13 protein-coding genes are annotated in these 15799 nt (G+C 67.8%); 8 read left to right on the forward strand and 5 right to left on the reverse strand.

Annotation, left to right across the window (positions count from 1 at the left end; translation table 11 throughout):
* Window positions 1–9 precede the first annotated feature (9 nt).
* Entirely contained in the window at window positions 10–1917 is a 1908-nt protein-coding gene (locus E8D38_RS05645; RefSeq protein ID WP_140626769.1) for a PhoX family protein, read from the forward strand.
* Between the two features lie 16 nt (window positions 1918–1933).
* Here the strand turns inward: E8D38_RS05645 and E8D38_RS05650 are convergent, their stop codons facing one another.
* From E8D38_RS05650 to araD, 3 genes are all read right to left on the reverse strand, one after another.
* Window positions 1934–2329 carry a YybH family protein gene (locus E8D38_RS05650; RefSeq protein WP_140626770.1) on the reverse strand — a complete coding sequence of 132 codons (396 nt, stop codon included), beginning with the start codon at window positions 2327–2329 and terminating at the stop codon, window positions 1934–1936.
* Window positions 2330–2391: 62 nt separating this feature from the next.
* Complete coding sequence (locus tag E8D38_RS05655; protein WP_140626771.1) at window positions 2392–3297, reverse strand: SMP-30/gluconolactonase/LRE family protein; 906 nt, start codon at window positions 3295–3297, stop codon at window positions 2392–2394.
* 83 nt (window positions 3298–3380) lie between these two features.
* The gene (gene araD, locus E8D38_RS05660) at window positions 3381–5108 is read right to left on the reverse strand and encodes an L-arabinonate dehydratase (protein WP_140626772.1); all 1728 of its coding nucleotides are present in this window, start codon (window positions 5106–5108) and stop codon (window positions 3381–3383) included.
* A gap of 130 nt (window positions 5109–5238) precedes the next feature.
* Here araD and E8D38_RS05665 point away from each other — a divergent pair, with 130 nt between their 5' ends.
* Complete coding sequence (locus E8D38_RS05665) at window positions 5239–6024, forward strand: SDR family NAD(P)-dependent oxidoreductase (protein WP_140626773.1); 786 nt, start codon at window positions 5239–5241, stop codon at window positions 6022–6024.
* A 26-nt stretch (window positions 6025–6050) separates the two neighbouring features.
* A complete protein-coding gene (locus tag E8D38_RS05670; RefSeq protein ID WP_140626774.1) occupies window positions 6051–7127 on the forward strand; it encodes a galactose-1-epimerase in 1077 nt (358 codons plus the stop codon).
* Here the strand turns inward: E8D38_RS05670 and fic are convergent.
* Both fic and E8D38_RS05680 read right to left on the reverse strand, forming a co-directional pair.
* Window positions 7102–8196: a protein adenylyltransferase Fic gene (gene fic / locus E8D38_RS05675; protein ID WP_140626775.1), complete on the reverse strand. Its 1095-nt coding sequence runs from the start codon at window positions 8194–8196 to the stop codon at window positions 7102–7104. The two genes, E8D38_RS05670 and fic, sit on opposite strands and share 26 nt — an antisense overlap.
* A gap of 102 nt (window positions 8197–8298) precedes the next feature.
* Window positions 8299–9255, reverse strand: coding sequence for a LysR family transcriptional regulator (locus E8D38_RS05680; protein WP_140626776.1), 957 nt, complete (start codon window positions 9253–9255; stop codon window positions 8299–8301).
* A gap of 154 nt (window positions 9256–9409) precedes the next feature.
* Here E8D38_RS05680 and araD1 point away from each other — a divergent pair, with 154 nt between their 5' ends.
* From araD1 to mmsA, 5 genes are all read left to right on the forward strand, one after another.
* On the forward strand, window positions 9410–10414 hold the full coding sequence (gene araD1 / locus E8D38_RS05685; RefSeq protein WP_140627054.1) for an AraD1 family protein: 1005 nt from the start codon (window positions 9410–9412) through the stop codon (window positions 10412–10414).
* A 106-nt stretch (window positions 10415–10520) separates the two neighbouring features.
* Entirely contained in the window at window positions 10521–11960 is a 1440-nt protein-coding gene (locus tag E8D38_RS05690) for an aldehyde dehydrogenase family protein (RefSeq protein WP_140626777.1), read from the forward strand.
* Window positions 11961–12044: 84 nt separating this feature from the next.
* Window positions 12045–13007 carry an ABC transporter substrate-binding protein gene (locus tag E8D38_RS05695; RefSeq protein ID WP_140626778.1) on the forward strand — a complete coding sequence of 321 codons (963 nt, stop codon included), beginning with the start codon at window positions 12045–12047 and terminating at the stop codon, window positions 13005–13007.
* Window positions 13008–13050: 43 nt separating this feature from the next.
* Window positions 13051–14115 carry a multiple monosaccharide ABC transporter substrate-binding protein gene (gene chvE / locus E8D38_RS05700; protein WP_140626779.1) on the forward strand — a complete coding sequence of 355 codons (1065 nt, stop codon included), beginning with the start codon at window positions 13051–13053 and terminating at the stop codon, window positions 14113–14115.
* Window positions 14116–14235: 120 nt separating this feature from the next.
* Window positions 14236–15798 carry a multiple monosaccharide ABC transporter ATP-binding protein gene (mmsA, locus tag E8D38_RS05705; protein ID WP_140626780.1) on the forward strand — a complete coding sequence of 521 codons (1563 nt, stop codon included), beginning with the start codon at window positions 14236–14238 and terminating at the stop codon, window positions 15796–15798.
* The last annotated feature ends 1 nt before the right edge of the window (window position 15799 follow it).

The following is a 15799-nucleotide window of genomic DNA, read 5'->3' on the forward strand; positions in this document are numbered from 1 at the left end:
AGAAATCCGATGGCCAAGGACTTCGACTCGATGGAAGACAGCAACCGCAGCGGCAACGCCAGCATCCACGAGCTGTCGGACCCCGCGCGGCGCCTCGTGATCCAGGGAGGCCTGGGGCTGGCGAGCGCGGCGCTGTTCGGCTCGCTGGCTGGTTGTGCCGCCACGGCCACTGGCAGCAGCCCCGCGAAGCTGGGCTTCAAGGCGGTGCCGCCCGGCACCACCGACGCCCTGGTGGTGCCTGATGGCTACGTGGCCGATGTGATCGCCGCCTGGGGAGAGCCGATCGGCGTGGCGGGCAACATGCCGCCCTTTCGCGAGGACGCATCGAACACCGCAGCGGAACAGGCGGTGCAGATGGGCATGCATCACGACGGCATCCACTTCTACCCGTTGGCCGGCAGCAGCACGCACGGGCTGCTCGTCATGAACCACGAGTACACCGACGACGGCCTGCTGCACCCGGACGGCCTGAAGACCTGGGATGCCGGGAAGGTGAAGAAGGCGCAGGCCGCGCACGGCGTGTCGGTCATCGAGGTGGCGCTGCGCGACGGGCGCTGGCAGATGGTGCGGCCCAGCCGCTATGCGCGGCGCCACACGGCTGCCACGCCGTTCACCCTGCAAGGCCCGGCCGCCGGCCATGCGCTCATGAAAACCGCCGCCGACCCTGACGGCCGCACCGTGCTCGGCACGCTGAACAACTGCGCCAGCGGCCAGACGCCGTGGGGCACCTATCTGTCGGGCGAGGAAAACTGGGCCTTCTATTTCGACGGCGGCGACAAGCTGACACCCGACCAGCAGCGCTGGGGCCTGCGCAAGACCGGCTCTCAGTCGTGGGCGCCGCACGACGAGCGTTTCGATGCCGCCAGGCACCCCAACGAATTCCACCGATTCGGCTGGGTGGTCGAGATCGACCCGATGGACCCGGCCGCCACGCCGGTCAAGCGCACCGCGCTGGGCCGCGCCGCGCATGAAGGGGCCTGGGTCGCAGTGACCAAGGACGGCCGCGCGGTGGTGTATTCGGGCGAGGACGCACGCTTCGAATACATCTACAAGTTCGTGAGCCGCGACCGCATCGCGCCGGGCGGCGCCCGGGCCAATGCACAGCTGCTCGACCACGGCACGCTGTACGTGGCCCGCTTCGACGCCGACGGAACCGGCCGCTGGCTGCCGCTGGTGCACGGCCAGGGCCCGCTGACGCCGGCCAACGGCTTTGCCGACCAGGGCGAGGTGCTCATCAAGACCCGCCAGGCCAGCGACCTGCTGGGCGCCACCAGGATGGACCGCCCCGAATGGCTGGCCATCGACCCGAAAAGCGGCGAGGTCTACTGCACCCTCACCAACAACAGCGCGCGCGGCGCGGCCGGCCAGCCGGGCGTGGATGCCGCCAACCCGCGGGCCAACAACACGATGGGCCAGATCATCCGCTGGCGCGAGGGCGGCGACTTCGACGCCGCGAGCTTCAGCTGGAACCACCTCGTGCTGGCCGGCGACCCGGCCAACGAACGCGCCGAGGCCCGGGGCAACATCAAGGGCGACATCTTCGGCTGCCCCGACGGGCTGGCCTTCGACACCCGCGGCGTGCTGTGGATCCAGACCGACGCACACGCCACCCAGATGTACAAGGGCGAGTTCGCCCGCATCGGCAACAACCAGATGCTGGCCTGCGACGTGAGCACCGGCGAAGTGCGCCGCTTCCTCACCGGCCCCACGAACTGCGAGATCACCGGCTGCACCTTCAGCCCCGACCTCACCACCATGTTCGTCAACGTGCAGCACCCGGGCGAGACCCCGAACGACCGCAGCGACCCGGCCGAACCCGGAAAGTATTCGCGCTGGCCCGACTTCAAGCCCGGCGGCCGGCCGCGTTCGGCCACGGTGGTGGTGCGCCGGAAGGACGGCGGCGTGATCGGGGCCTGAACGGCCCCGAGCGGGGCTACCGGACCAGCGGCGTGGTCTGCGCCGAAGCAATGACCCAGCGGCCCTGCTTCTGCACGAGCACATAGGTCATGAGGCCCACGCTGCCGGGCAGCGCGGTCTGCTCGGCCTGCGGCCGCTGGTCGAGGACGGTCTTGGTGCAGGAGACCACAGCGCAGCCGGGTGCCACGAAGTACACCCGGTCGATCTCGGTGACGGTGGGCACGTGCTGGAGCGACGACGCCAGCGCCTGCTCCATCGCCTCGCGGAAGGCCGGCTTGCCGAACAGCCGGCGCCCGGCCATGTTGATGACGACCGCATCGTCGTCATGCAGCTCCATCAGCTCGGCCACGTTGAACTGGTGCTGCTGCGCATCGGCGATCAGCCGGCGGATCTCGGTTTCTTCTGGGCTCACTTCAGCGCTCCGGCGTGTTGCCGGTGTATGGCGAAGGGCGCAGCATAGGGCAGAGCAGCGGCTCAGCCGGCGAACAGATGGGCCGGCACGCCCCGCTCGCTGACCCGCACCGAGAACAGCGCCCCCGCCAGCGGCTCGCGCTCGAGTTGCGCGTCGCTCAATCCGAAGCGCGCGCTGGTGATGAACAGCGTGCGCAGGTCCGCGCCACCGAAGGCGACGTTGGTGATGTGGCTGGTGGGCAGCTTCACCCTCGCAAGCTCCGCCGCGCTCTGCGGGTCATGGCAGGTGACGCAGGCGCCGCCCCAGTGGCAGATCCACAGTCTGCCGGCCGCATCGGTGGTCATGCCGTCGGGGTAGCCGTCGGCCTCCTCGAAGCGCAGCCACAGGCGCTGGTTCGACAGGCTGCCGCTCCCGGCGTCGAAGTCGAACGCATGGACGCGGCGCTCGGCGGTTTCGTTGAAGAACAGCGTGCGGCCGTCGGCCGACCAGGTGGGGCCGTTGGTGACGGCAAAGCCGGCATCGAACACCCGCGTGCAGCGTCCGGGCGCGTCGAAGCGGTACAGCGCGCCGGTGGGTGCTTCGCAGCCGAAGTCCATGGTGCCGCCCCAGAAGCGGCCCTGGGCGTCGCACTTGCCGTCGTTGAAGCGGTTGCCGGTGCGTTCGGGCTCGGGCTCGTCGAGCCGCTGCAGCCTGCCGCTTTCCGGGTCGAAGAACGCGAAGCCGCGCTGCAGCGTGACGATGAGCCCCGGCCCTTGCACGCGCTCGGCCAGCGCCGAGATGGTTTCATCGAAACGCCACTGGCGGCGCTCGCCGCTGGCCGGCGTGTAGCGATACAGCCGGTGCTCGAGGATGTCGACCCAGTACAGCGCCTGCTCGCGCTGCGACCAGCAGGTGCCCTCGCCGAGCGTGGCGTCCGCGGGCCATACGCATTGCGCCTCGCTCAGCAGCTGGGGGGTGTCAACCGGCATGTCGTCGTGTCAGGGCGAAGAAAAGGCCGCGCTGTCGATGGACTCGTTGGGTGTCTGAAAGAGGGTCGAAGAAACGAGGCACCTCAGTGCGAGTCGCGCGGGATGCCGGCGCCGCTGGCGCCGACAAGAAAGTCGAGGTCGGCACCGAGGTGGGCCTGCTGCACATGGTCCACGTACAGCTTGTACCAGCCGCGCTTGGGCCGCTCGGGTTCGACCCAGGCGGCACGGCGGCGCGCCAGTTCCTCGTCGCTCACTTCCAGGTGCAGGCGGCGTGCGGCCACATCGAGCTCGATGATGTCGCCGTCCTTCACCAGCGCCAGCGGGCCGCCGGCGGCCGCCTCCGGCGAGGTGTGCAGCACCACCGTGCCGTAGGCGGTGCCGCTCATGCGCGCGTCGGAGATGCGGACCATGTCGGTGATGCCCTTGCGCAGCACCTTGGGCGGCAGCGGCATGTTGCCCACCTCGGCCATGCCCGGGTAGCCGCGCGGGCCGCAGTTCTTGAGCACCAGCACGCAGTGTTCGTCGACGTCGAGCGACTCGTCGTTGATGCGCTCGTGGAACTGCTCGATGCTTTCGAAAACCACCGCCCGGCCGCGGTGCTTGAGCAGGTGGTCCGAAGCCGCCGAGGGCTTGATCACCGCGCCGTCGGGCGCCAGGTTGCCGCGCAGCACCGCAATGCCGGCAGCCGGCTTGAAGGGCGCGTCGAGCGGGCGGATCACCTCGCGGTTCCAGCACGGCGCGTTGGCGATGTTGTCGCCCAGGGTCTTGCCGTTCACCGTGGTCGCATCGAGCTTGAGCAGGTGCGAGATCTCGCGCATCACCGCCGGCAGGCCGCCGGCGTAGCAGAAGTCTTCCATCAGGTACTTGCCTGACGGCTGCAGGTTCACCAGGCACGGCACCTCGGAGCCGAGGCGGTCCCAGTCCTCCAGCTTCAGGTCCACGCCGATGCGCCCGGCCACCGCCAGCAGGTGGATCACCGCATTGGTGGAGCCGCCGATCGCGGCATTGGTGCGGATGGCGTTCTCGAAGGCGGTGCGGGTGAGGATCTTCGACATGCGCAGGTCCTCCTTCACCATCTCGACGATGCGCCGGCCGGTCAGCTGGGCCAGCCGGTTGCGGCGCGTGTCGGCGGCCGGGATGGCCGCGTTCTCGGGCAGCGACATGCCCAGCGCCTCGACCATGCTGGCCATCGTGGAGGCCGTGCCCATGGTCATGCAGCTGCCCTTGGAGCGGTGCATGCAGCTTTCGGCGGCGGTGAAGTCCTCCTGGGTCATCTCACCGGCGCGCACCATCTCGCTCATCTTCCATACGCCGGTGCCCGAGCCGATGTCTTCACCGCGGAACTTGCCGTTGAGCATGGGCCCGCCCGACAGGCCGATCGTCGGCAGGTCGCAACTGGCCGCGCCCATGAGCAGCGCGGGGGTGGTCTTGTCACAGCCCATCAGCAGCACCACGCCGTCGATCGGGTTGCCGCGGATCGATTCCTCAACGTCCATCGACGCGAGGTTGCGGAACAGCATCGCAGTGGGCCGCAGCTGCGTCTCGCCCAGGCTCATCACCGGGAACTCGAGCGGGAAGCCGCCGGCTTCGTACACGCCGCGCTTCACGAACTCGGCCAGCTCGCGGAAGTGGCCGTTGCACGGCGTCAGCTCGCTCCAGGTGTTGCAGATGCCGATCACCGGCCGGCCGTCCAGCAGGTCGTGCGGGTAGCCCTGGTTCTTGATCCAGCTGCGGTGCACGAAGCCGTCGCGGTCGTTCTTGCCGAACCAGGCCTGGCTGCGGCGCGGCGGCTTCTTTTCATCCATCGTCATGTCTCCTCGCGGGCGGTCTGTGCTCTTGACGCGGCGGATGCTACGGCCGCACACTGATATTGGAAAAATAAAGAAATTGGCGTGTGACATGCCAAAACTCGTATACCAAGAGACAAGCCAGGAGATGACCATGACTTCCACACCCCTGCCTGCGGCCGGCCGCTACCCCGGCCTGCAGGGCGCCCGCGTGTTCGTGACCGGGGGCGGCTCGGGCATCGGCGCGGCCATCGTGGAGGCCTTTGCGGCGCAGGGCGCCCGGGTTGCCTTCGTCGACGTGGCCGAGGCGGCCAGCCGCGAACTGGCCGAGCGGCTGGCAGCTTCCGGCGCCCCCGCTCCGTGGTGGCGCCGCTGCGACGTGCGCGACATCGCCGCCCTCCAGGCCGCCATTTCCGAGGCGGGCCGGGCGCTCGAAGGCGACTTCGCCGTGCTGGTCAACAACGTGGCCAGCGACGACCGGCACACGCTGGAGTCGGTGACGCCCGACTACTACGACGAGCGCATGGCGATCAACGAACGCCCGGCGTTCTTTGCCATCCAGACGGTGGTGCCCGGCATGAAGCGGCTGGGCGGCGGCTCGATCGTGAATCTCGGCTCCACCGGCTGGCAGACCAAGGGCGGCGCCTACCCGTGCTACGCGGTGGCCAAGTCGTCGGTGAACGGGCTGACCCGCGGCCTGGCCAAGCCGCTGGGCGAGCACCGCATCCGCATCAACACCGTGTCGCCCGGCTGGGTGATGACCGAACGGCAGCTGAAGCTCTGGCTCGACGCCGCCGGCGAAGCCGAGATCGCGCGCAACCAGTGCCTGCCGGACAAGCTGCAACCCGAAGACGTCGCGCGCATGGTGCTGTTCCTGGCTTCCGACGACGCCCGGATGTGCACCGCGCAGGAGTTCAAGGTCGACGCCGGCTGGAGCTGACGCGCAGCGCGCGACAAGGTTTGCCTATGAGCCCAAAACGCCTGGAACTCGAGCACCCGCAGGGCCTGGCCCTCACGCTCACCGACCTCGGCGCCACCTGGCTGTCGTGCCGGGTGCCCATGCCCGACGGCAGCCGGCGGGAGGTGCTGCTCGGCTGCCCCACGCCGCAGGTGCAGGCGCAGCAGACCGCCTTCCTGGGCGCCACCATCGGCCGCTATGCCAACCGCATCGGGCATGCACGCATCAGGCTCGGCGAGCGCAGCTGGGCGCTCGAGCCGCAGCCGGGTTCGGCCCACCAGCTGCATGGCGGGCCGGGCGGCTTTCATGCGCAGCGCTGGCAGGTCGAGCAGGCCGACGCGTTGCAGGCGAGCTTTTCGCTCGTCTCGCCCGACGGTGACCAGGGCTACCCGGGCCGCCTGGAAGCGCGGGTGAGCTACCGCATCGCCGGGCCGTTCACGGTGGAGATCGCCTTCGAGGCGCGTGTCGATGCGCCCAGCCCGGTGTGCCTCACCAACCATGCCTACTTCAACCTCGATGCGCGGCACGGCGACGTGCGCGGGCACCGCCTGTGCATCCCGGCGCAGCACTACCTGCCGGTGGACGAGGCGCTGATCCCGCTGGGCGAGCTGGCGGCCGTGCACGGCACCGGCTTCGACTTCCGCACCGCCAAGCCGATCGAACGCGACTGGCTGCGCGACGACCAGCAGGCCCACGGCGGCGGCTACGACCACGCCTTTCTCCTGGACGCCGACTGCGCCGGCGCGTCGGCGCCGGCTGCGGTGCTGCAGTCGGCCGACGGCAGCCTGCACATGCGCGTGTCCACCACGCTGCCGGCCCTGCAGTTCTATGCCGGCCAGTACCTCGCCGGCATACCCGACCGCGACGGCCAGCCCTATGGCGCCTGTGCCGGCGTGGCGCTGGAGCCGCAGTACCTGCCGGACAGCCCCAACCACCCGGAATGGCCGCAGCCTTCGTGCTGGCTGCAGCCGGGGGAGGTGTGGCGGCACGGCATCCGGTATGAGTTCGCGGCGGAGCCGTCTCAGTCCGAGCTGTCGGGGTCGCAGGCAGACGAGACACTCAGTCGCGTTTCAGCAAATCGATGAAGCCCGGGTTCAGGAAGAGCTTCTCCCGCCCGATCTTGTGCTCCTGCAGGACGCCGATGGCCGCCAGCTCCTTGAGGTAGGTACTCGCTGTCTGACGCTTCGCAAGGCCGGCATCGACGACATGGGAGATGCGGCAATACGGTCGCACGAAGATCAGCTCGGCCAGCTCTCGCGAGTAGATGGCCTCGGCATCACGCCTGATGCGCTCGGCGGTTTCTTGCAGAAGCTGCTGCACGCCATCGATCTTGTTCATGGTCCACCGCGCTGTGGCGGTGACGCCCTCGAGCATGTAGAGAAGCCAAGGCTCCCACGCTCCGGCTTCCGTGACGGCCTGCAGCCCCCTGTAGTACTCGGTACGACTGCGAAGGATGTGGCGACTGAGATACAGGACCGGAATGTCCAGCAGCTGCTGCTCGACGAGGTAGAGCAGGTTGATGACACGTCCGGTGCGCCCGTTGCCATCGGTGAAGGGATGGATCGCTTCGAACTGGTAGTGCCCGACGGCCATGCGCACCAGCGGGTCGATTTCATCGGCTCCGGCAATCGTCCCGTGCATCCACTGCTCCCAGTTGGCGAGCTTTTCCCTAAGCAACGCTTCGCCTTCCGCAGGCGTGTAGATCACTTCTCTCGTGCGGTCGTTGCTGAGTGTCGTGCCAGGGGTGCGGCGGATGCCCATGTCGACGCCCTTGATGGCGCGGCAGATCTGAATCGCCGTGTTGGTCGAAAGCGGCCTGGCTCGCAGCGCCTGATATCCCTCCCAAAGTGCGGTCCGGTAGCGCAAAGCTTCCTTCGTCGCGGGATCGGCGTCGCCTTCGTTGGCACCGGCGAACAGGAACATCTGGTCCGTTGTGGTCACGATGTTCTCGATCTCGCTGCTGGCCTGGGCCTCCAGCAGCGGAATCGTGTTGATCAGGACTGCCTGGTTCGGAATCAGTCTCCCGGCCGCTTTGAGCTCCGCGATGGCCGCCCTCGCCGCAATGCAAGCCTTCAACACGGCGCGTGACTCCAGCTCGACGGCAGGCGGCAGAGCCGGTAGCTCGTTGTAGGGGCGCGAGGCGTCAAACGTCATATGTCGATCCAGTGGCGGGCGATCGACCTATGTCGCAAAAATGTTTGCCGGATCGACATGTCGCCTGAATATGTCGATTTTGCAAGGTTCCATCGACATGTACTAGCCCTGTCCTCGTCCGTACGTGTCGGCAGCCGCCGACTTGATCGCCTCCAGCATCACCGTCGCCGCCGGCGACAGCAGGCGGTCGCTGCGGGTGATGAGGCCGAAGGCGTCCATCTTGCAGGGCAGCTCGATGGGCAGCAGCGCCACCAGCCCGTGGTCGGCGTAATAGCGCGCCACGTCGGTGGCCACCACGCCGATCAGGTCGCTCTGCTGGAGCATCTTGGTCATGAACAGCAGCGCGGTCGTCTCGATGAGGTTGGAGGGCGCCTCCAGCCCCTCTTCCTGGAACATCAGCTCGAAGCGGTGGCGCAGCACGCTGCCTGAGGGCGGCACGATCCAGCCGGCGCTCACCAGGTCGCGCAGCGCCAGCCGCGCCACGCCCAGCATCGGGTGACCCGGCCGCACCACCGCGCTCACCGGCTCCTCCACCATCGCCTCGTAGCGAAGATCGGTCTTGTCGTGCCGCTCGAACAGGCGCCCCACCACCATGTCGAGCTTGCCCTGGGCGAGGCGCTCCATCAGCACGTCGCTGGTCTCGATCTGCAGCGAGACGCGCAGGCTGGGGTGCTCCTGCTTCACCAGCGCCACGGCCGACGGCATCAGCATCAGCCCGGGCGCGGTGATCGCCCCCACGCTGACCTGCCCGTAGCGCCCCGCCTTCAGCGCCTCGATCTCGTCATGCGCCTGCGACAGGCTCGCCAGCGCCATGCGGGCGTGCCGGATCATCGTCTCGCCGTACCAGGTGGGCCGCATGCCGCGCGGCAGCCGGTCGAACAGCTGCACGCCCAGCATGTCCTCCAGGTCCTTCAGCAGCTTCGAGGCCGCCGGCTGCGTCATGTTGAGCACCTGGGCGGCGCGGTTGATGTTGCCCTCCTCCTCCATGGCGACCAGCAGCAGCAGTTGGCGGGTCTTGAGGCGTGCGCGGATGAACCAGTGGGTGTAATTCGTGGCCATGAGGGACGGTTGCGGACATGAGCTATCGCAAATCGTATATGTCAACCGGTCGAAAAACTATTAGGCAGTTATCTGTCCGGTCCATACCATGCGCCCCAAAACAAGGTTCGTGCAGGTCGCCGAGGGCGGCGATGTGCGGCTGCAGGAGACACAGATGCGCCTGATCCAGTTCCTCGACGACCAGGGCCAGCGCCGCGTGGGGGCCGTGAGCCCCAGCGGCGCGACGGTGCGGGTGGTCGAAGGTTTCGAATCGACCTATGCGCTGGCGAGCGTGGCCTTGGCCCGCGGCCTGCCGCTGGACGGCGTGGCCGAGGGCGCCCTCGGGCCCCGCGCGCCGCTGCCCTATGCCGATCTGCTGGCCGGCCACCGCGTGCTGTCGCCGCTGGACCATCCGGACGCCGCCCACTGCCTCGTCAGCGGCACCGGCCTCACCCACCTGGGGAGCGCTGCCACCCGCGATGCGATGCACCAGAAGGTGGCCGGTGACGAAGCCGCGCTGTCGGACTCGATGCGCATGTTCAAGTGGGGCCTCGAAGGCGGCAAGCCCGCCGCGGGCCAGGTGGGCGCGCAGCCCGAGTGGTTCTACAAGGGCAACGGCCACATCGTGGCCGCGCCCGGCACGCCGCTGCATTCGCCCGGCTTCGCGCTCGACGGCGGCGAGGAGCCGGAGCTGGTGGGGCTGTACGTGATCGGCCCCGACGGCACGCCGTTCCGGCTCGGCTTTGCGATCGGCAACGAGTTCTCCGACCATGTGACCGAGCGCCAGAACTACCTGCTGCTCGCGCATTCGAAGCTGCGCGCCTGCTCGATGGGCCCGGAGCTGCGCAGCGGCCCGCTGCCGGCCGACCTGCAGGGCGAAAGCCGCCTGTGGCGCGGCGACGAGCTGGTGTGGAGCAAGCCCTTCGCCACCGGCGAGGCCAACATGTGCCACACGCTGGCCAACCTCGAGTACCACCACTTCAAGTACGCGGCGCACCGCCGCCCGGGTGACGTGCACCTGCACTTCTTCGGCACCGCGACGCTGAGCTTTGCCGACGGCGTGCGGGTGCAGCCGGGCGACCGCTTCGAGATCGACCTGCCGGCGCTGGGTGCGCCGCTGTCGAACACGCTGGCGGTGCAGGAAGCTTCTTTCGCCATGGGCGGCGTGAAGGTGTTGTGATGCATCAAGGCACGAGACATTCACGGGCCGCCGCGCCGGGCCGCCCCAAGCAAGGCCCGACCCTCTCGGAGGGTCGATCGCCGTACTCGGCGAGCGGGGTGCTGTCATGACCTTCAAGCACTACATCAACGGGCGCTGGGAAACCGGCGTGACCATCGGCGTGAGCGAGAACCCGTCGGACCTCGCCGACGTGGTGGGCGAGTTCGCGCGGGCCGACGCGGCGCAAACCGAAACGGCCATCCGCGCCGCGGCCGATGCACGCGACAGCTGGGCCCACAGCACGCCGCAGCGGCGCTTCGAGGTGCTCGACGCGATCGGCACCGAGATCCTGGCGCGCAAGGACGAGCTCGGCCGCCTGCTTTCGCGAGAGGAGGGCAAGACCCTGCCCGAAGGCGTGGGCGAAGCGGCCCGTGCCGGTCAGATCTTCAAGTTCTTCGCCGGCGAGGCGCTGCGCATTCCCGGCGAGCGGCTCGCCTCGGTGCGCCCCGGCATCGACGTGGACGTGACCCGCGAGCCGGTCGGTGTGGTGGGGCTCATCGCGCCGTGGAACTTTCCGCTGGCCATTCCGGCCTGGAAGATCGCGCCGGCGCTGGCCTACGGCAACTCGGTCGTCTTCAAGCCTGCGGAGCTGGTGCCGGGCTGCGGCTGGGCATTGGCCGAGATCATCAGCCGATCGGGCCTGCCGGCCGGCGTGTTCAACCTCGTCATGGGCTCGGGCCGCATGGTGGGGCAGACGCTGGTGGACAGCCCGCTGGTCGACGCGATCAGCTTCACCGGCTCGGTGGGCGTGGGCGAGAGCATCCTGAAGGGCGCGGCCGAGCGGCGCGCCAAGGTGCAGCTCGAGATGGGCGGCAAGAACCCGCTGGTCGTATGCAACGACGCCGACCTCGAGCGCGCTGTGGACTGCGCGGTGCAGGGCGCCTACTTCTCGACTGGCCAGCGCTGCACGGCGTCGAGCCGGCTCATCGTGGAAGCCGGCATCCATGACCGCTTCGTGCGGCGGCTGCGGGAGCGCACCGAGGCCCTGGTGACCGACCACGCACTCAAGCGCGGCACCGAGATCGGCCCGGTGGTGAGCCAGGCCCAGCTGGAGCAGGACCTCGCCTATGTGGAGATCGGCCGCAGCGAAGGCGCCGAGTGGCTGTGCGGCGGCGAACGCCTGAAGCGCGACACCGAGGGCCACTACATGAGCCCGGCCCTCTTTCTTGCACAGCCGGAGCACCGCATCGCCCGCGAAGAGATCTTCGGCCCGGTGGCCTGCGTGATCCGCGCCGACAGCTATGAACACGCGCTGGCGCTGGCCAACGACACGCCCTTCGGCCTGTGTGCGGGCATCTGCACCACCTCGCTCGCACAGGCCACCCACTTCAAGCGGCATGCGCAGGTGGGCATGGTGATGGTGAACCTGCCGACCGCCGGCGTGGACTTCCACGTGCCCTTCGGCGGCCGCAAGGGCTCGAGCTACGGCCCACGCGAGCAGGGCCGCTATGCCGCCGAGTTCTACACCACGGTCAAGACGGCGTACACGCACGCCGGCCTGGCCTGACGACCCACACCGCAAGGAACCGCCCTCCGCCACACCGCAGTTTTTCCGTCCCGCAATGCACCGTCGAACAAAGAGGAGACATTCATGAACCAGAACCGACGCATCGTTGTGACTTCCCTGGCTGCCGCCGCGATGAGCGCCGGCTTGCCGCTACCCGCCCTGGCACAGAAGAAGATCGTGCTGGGCTTTTCGCAGATCGGCGCCGAAAGCGAATGGCGCACCGCCAACACCGAGTCGATCAAGTCGGCCGCCAAGGAACAAGGCATCGACCTGAAGTTCTCCGATGCGCAGCAGAAGCAGGAGAACCAGATCAAGGCGATCCGCTCGTTCATCGCGCAGAAGGTCGACGTCATCGCCTTCTCGCCGGTCGTCGAATCCGGCTGGGGTACGGTGCTGCGCGAAGCCAAGGCCGCGAAGATCCCGGTGATCCTGACCGACCGCGCCGTCAACGAGAAGGACGAGTCGCTGTGGGTCACCTTCATGGGCTCCGACTTCGTCGAAGAAGGCCGCAAGGCGGGCCGCTGGCTGCTCGAGAACTACAAGGCCACCGGTGACGTGAACATCGTCGAGCTGCAGGGCACGGTGGGCTCCGCTCCGGCCATCGACCGCAAGAAGGGCTTCGAGGAGATCATCAAGGCGCAGCCGCGCTTCAAGATCATCCGCTCGCAGACCGGCGACTTCACCCGCGCCAAGGGCAAGGAGGTGATGGAAGCCTTCCTGAAGGCCGAGGGCAAGAAGATCAACGTGCTCTACGCGCACAACGACGACATGGCCATCGGCGCCATCCAGGCGATCGAGGAAGCAGGCCTCAAGCCGGCCAAGGACATCATCATCATCTCGATCGACGCGGTGAAGGGCGCCTTCGAGGCCATGATGGCCGGCAAGCTCAACGTCAGCATCGAGTGCAGCCCGCTGCTCGGGCCCCAGCTGATGCAGGCGGTGAAGGACCTGAAGGCCGGCAAGACGCTGCCCAAGCGCATCGTCACCGAGGAGTCCATCTTCCCGATGGACGTGGCCGCGAAAGAGTTCCCGAAACGCAAGTATTGATTCCGCCGGTTGGGACGTTGCACGACAACGAGGAGACAAGTACATGAAACGATTGATTTCTCTGTTCACGGCCTGCGCGCTGGTGCTGGCTACCGCGCTGCAACCTGCCTTGGCGCAGGACAAGGGCACCGTCGGCATCGCAATGCCGACCAAGTCGTCATCGCGATGGATCTCCGACGGCGAGAGCATGGTCAAGTACTTCCAGGCCAAGGGCTACAAGACCGACCTGCAGTTCGCAGAAGACGACATTCCGAACCAGCTGGCCCAGGTTGAAAACATGATCACCAAGGGCGCGAAGGTGCTGGTGATCGCGGCCATCGACGGCACCACGCTGTCGAACGCGCTGCAAAAGGCTGCTGACAAGGGCGTGAAGGTCATCGCCTACGACCGCCTGATCCGCAGCTCGAAGAACGTGGACTACTACACCACCTTCGACAACTTCCAGGTAGGCGTGCTGCAGGCCAACTCCATCGTCGACAAGCTCGGCCTGAAGCAGGGCAAGGGCCCGTTCAACATCGAGCTCTTCGGCGGCTCGCCCGACGACAACAACGCGTTCTTCTTCTACGACGGCGCGATGAGCGTGCTCAAGCCCTACATCGACAGCGGCAAGCTGGTGGTGCGCAGCAAGCAGATGGGCATGGACAAGGTCGGCACGCTGCGCTGGGACGGCGCGGTGGCGCAGGCCCGCATGGACAACCTGCTGTCGGCCTACTACACCGGCGCCCGCGTCGATGCGGTGCTGAGCCCCTACGACGGCCTGTCGATCGGCATCCTGTCGTCGCTGAAGGGCGTGGGCTACGGCACGCCGAAGCAGCCGATGCCCGTGGTGAGCGGCCAGGACGCCGAGATTCCGTCGGTGAAGTCCATCCTGCGCGGCGAGCAGTATTCGACGGTGTTCAAGGACACGCGTGAACTCGCCAAGGTGACGGTGGACCTGGTCGATGCGGTGCTGGCCGGCAAGCAGCCGACCATCAACGACACCAAGACCTACAACAACGGCGTGAAGGTGGTGCCCTCCTACCTGCTCAAGCCGGTGAGCGTGGACGCGTCGAACTGGCAGCAGGTGCTGGTGGGCAGCGGCTACTACAAGGAAAGCCAGATCAAGTAGGCAGGTGCCTGGCTCCTTCTCCCGCTTGCGGGAGAAGGCGGGGGATGAGGGCGGCGCGCTGCCCCTCACCCCAACCCTCTCCCGCTTGCGGGAGAGGGAGTACGCGAACCACACGCATCCATGAAGGAACCCTCGTCCCTGCTCGACATGCGCGGCATCCGGAAGACCTTTCCGGGTGTCGTGGCGCTGGACCACGTGAACCTTTCGGTGCGCGTCGGCGAGATCCATGCCGTGGTGGGTGAAAACGGCGCTGGCAAGTCGACCCTGATGAAGGTGCTGTCGGGCGTGTACCCGCATGGCAGCTATGAAGGCGAGATCCGCTTCGACGGCGTGGAGCGCCGCTTCACCGGCATCGCCGACAGCGAAGAGGCAGGCATCGTCATCATCCACCAGGAGCTGGCGCTGGTGCCGCTGCTGTCCATCGCCGAGAACATCTTCCTGGGCAACGAGCCGGCGCGCGGCGGCGTCATCGACTGGACGATCGCCTACCGCAAGACACAGGAGCTGCTGGCCAAGGTGGGCCTCGCGGAGTCGCCCAACACGCTGGTCACCCACCTGGGCACCGGCAAGCAGCAGCTGGTGGAGATCGCCAAGGCGCTGTCGAAGAAGGTGCGGCTGCTGATCCTCGACGAGCCCACCGCGAGCCTGAACGAACGCGACAGCGATGCGCTGCTGGCGCTGCTGCTGGAGTTCAAGGCCCAGGGCATCGCCAGCATCCTCATCTCGCACAAGCTCAACGAGATCTCGCGGGTGGCCGATTCGATCACCGTGCTGCGCGACGGCTCCACCGTCGAGAACCTCGACTGCCGGCGCGACACGGTGAGCGAGGACCGCATCATCCGCGCGATGGTCGGCCGCGAGCTGAAGGACCGCTACCCCCGGCGCACGCCGCAGCCGGGCGAGGTCGCCTTCGAGGTGCGCGACTGGCGGGTGTTCCACCCGATCCACGACGACCGGATGGTGGTCAAGGGCGTGAACCTCCAGGCCCGGCGCGGCGAGATCGTCGGCATCGCCGGCCTCATGGGCGCCGGGCGCACCGAGCTTGCGATGAGCGTGTTCGGCCGCTCATGGGGCCACCGCATCAGCGGCGAGGTGCGGGTGAACGGCCGCAGCGTGGACGTGAGCACGGTGCAGAAGGCCATTGCCGCAGGCCTCGCCTACGTGACCGAGGACCGCAAGGGCCTGGGCCTCGTGCTGGAAGACAGCATCCAGCACAACGTGAGCCTGGCGAACCTGGCCGGCGTGTCGCAGCGCGCGGTCATCGACCGCGGGCGCGAATACGTGGTGGCCAGCACCTGGAAGCGCCAGCTCAACATCCGCTGCGCCGACGTGCTGCAGCGGGTGGTCAACCTCTCCGGCGGCAACCAGCAGAAGGTGGTGCTGGCGAAGTGGCTGTTCGGCAAGCCCGAGGTGCTGATCCTCGACGAACCCACCCGCGGCATCGACGTGGGCGCCAAGTACGAGATCTATTCGCTCATGGCGCAGTTGGCCGACGAGGGCAAGTGCATCGTGATGATCTCGTCCGAGATGCCCGAGCTGCTGGGCATGTGCGACCGCATCTACGTGATGAACGAAGGCAGCTTCGTGGCCGAACTTTCCGGCCCGCAGGCCTCGCAGGAATCGATCATGCGCGCGATCATGCGCGCAGCCCAGAAGGACAAAGCAGTTGAGTACCACGCCTGAT

The organism is Methylibium rhizosphaerae, from assembly GCF_006386545.1.
Classification (GTDB): Bacteria; Pseudomonadota; Gammaproteobacteria; order Burkholderiales; family Burkholderiaceae_C; genus Pseudorivibacter; species Pseudorivibacter rhizosphaerae.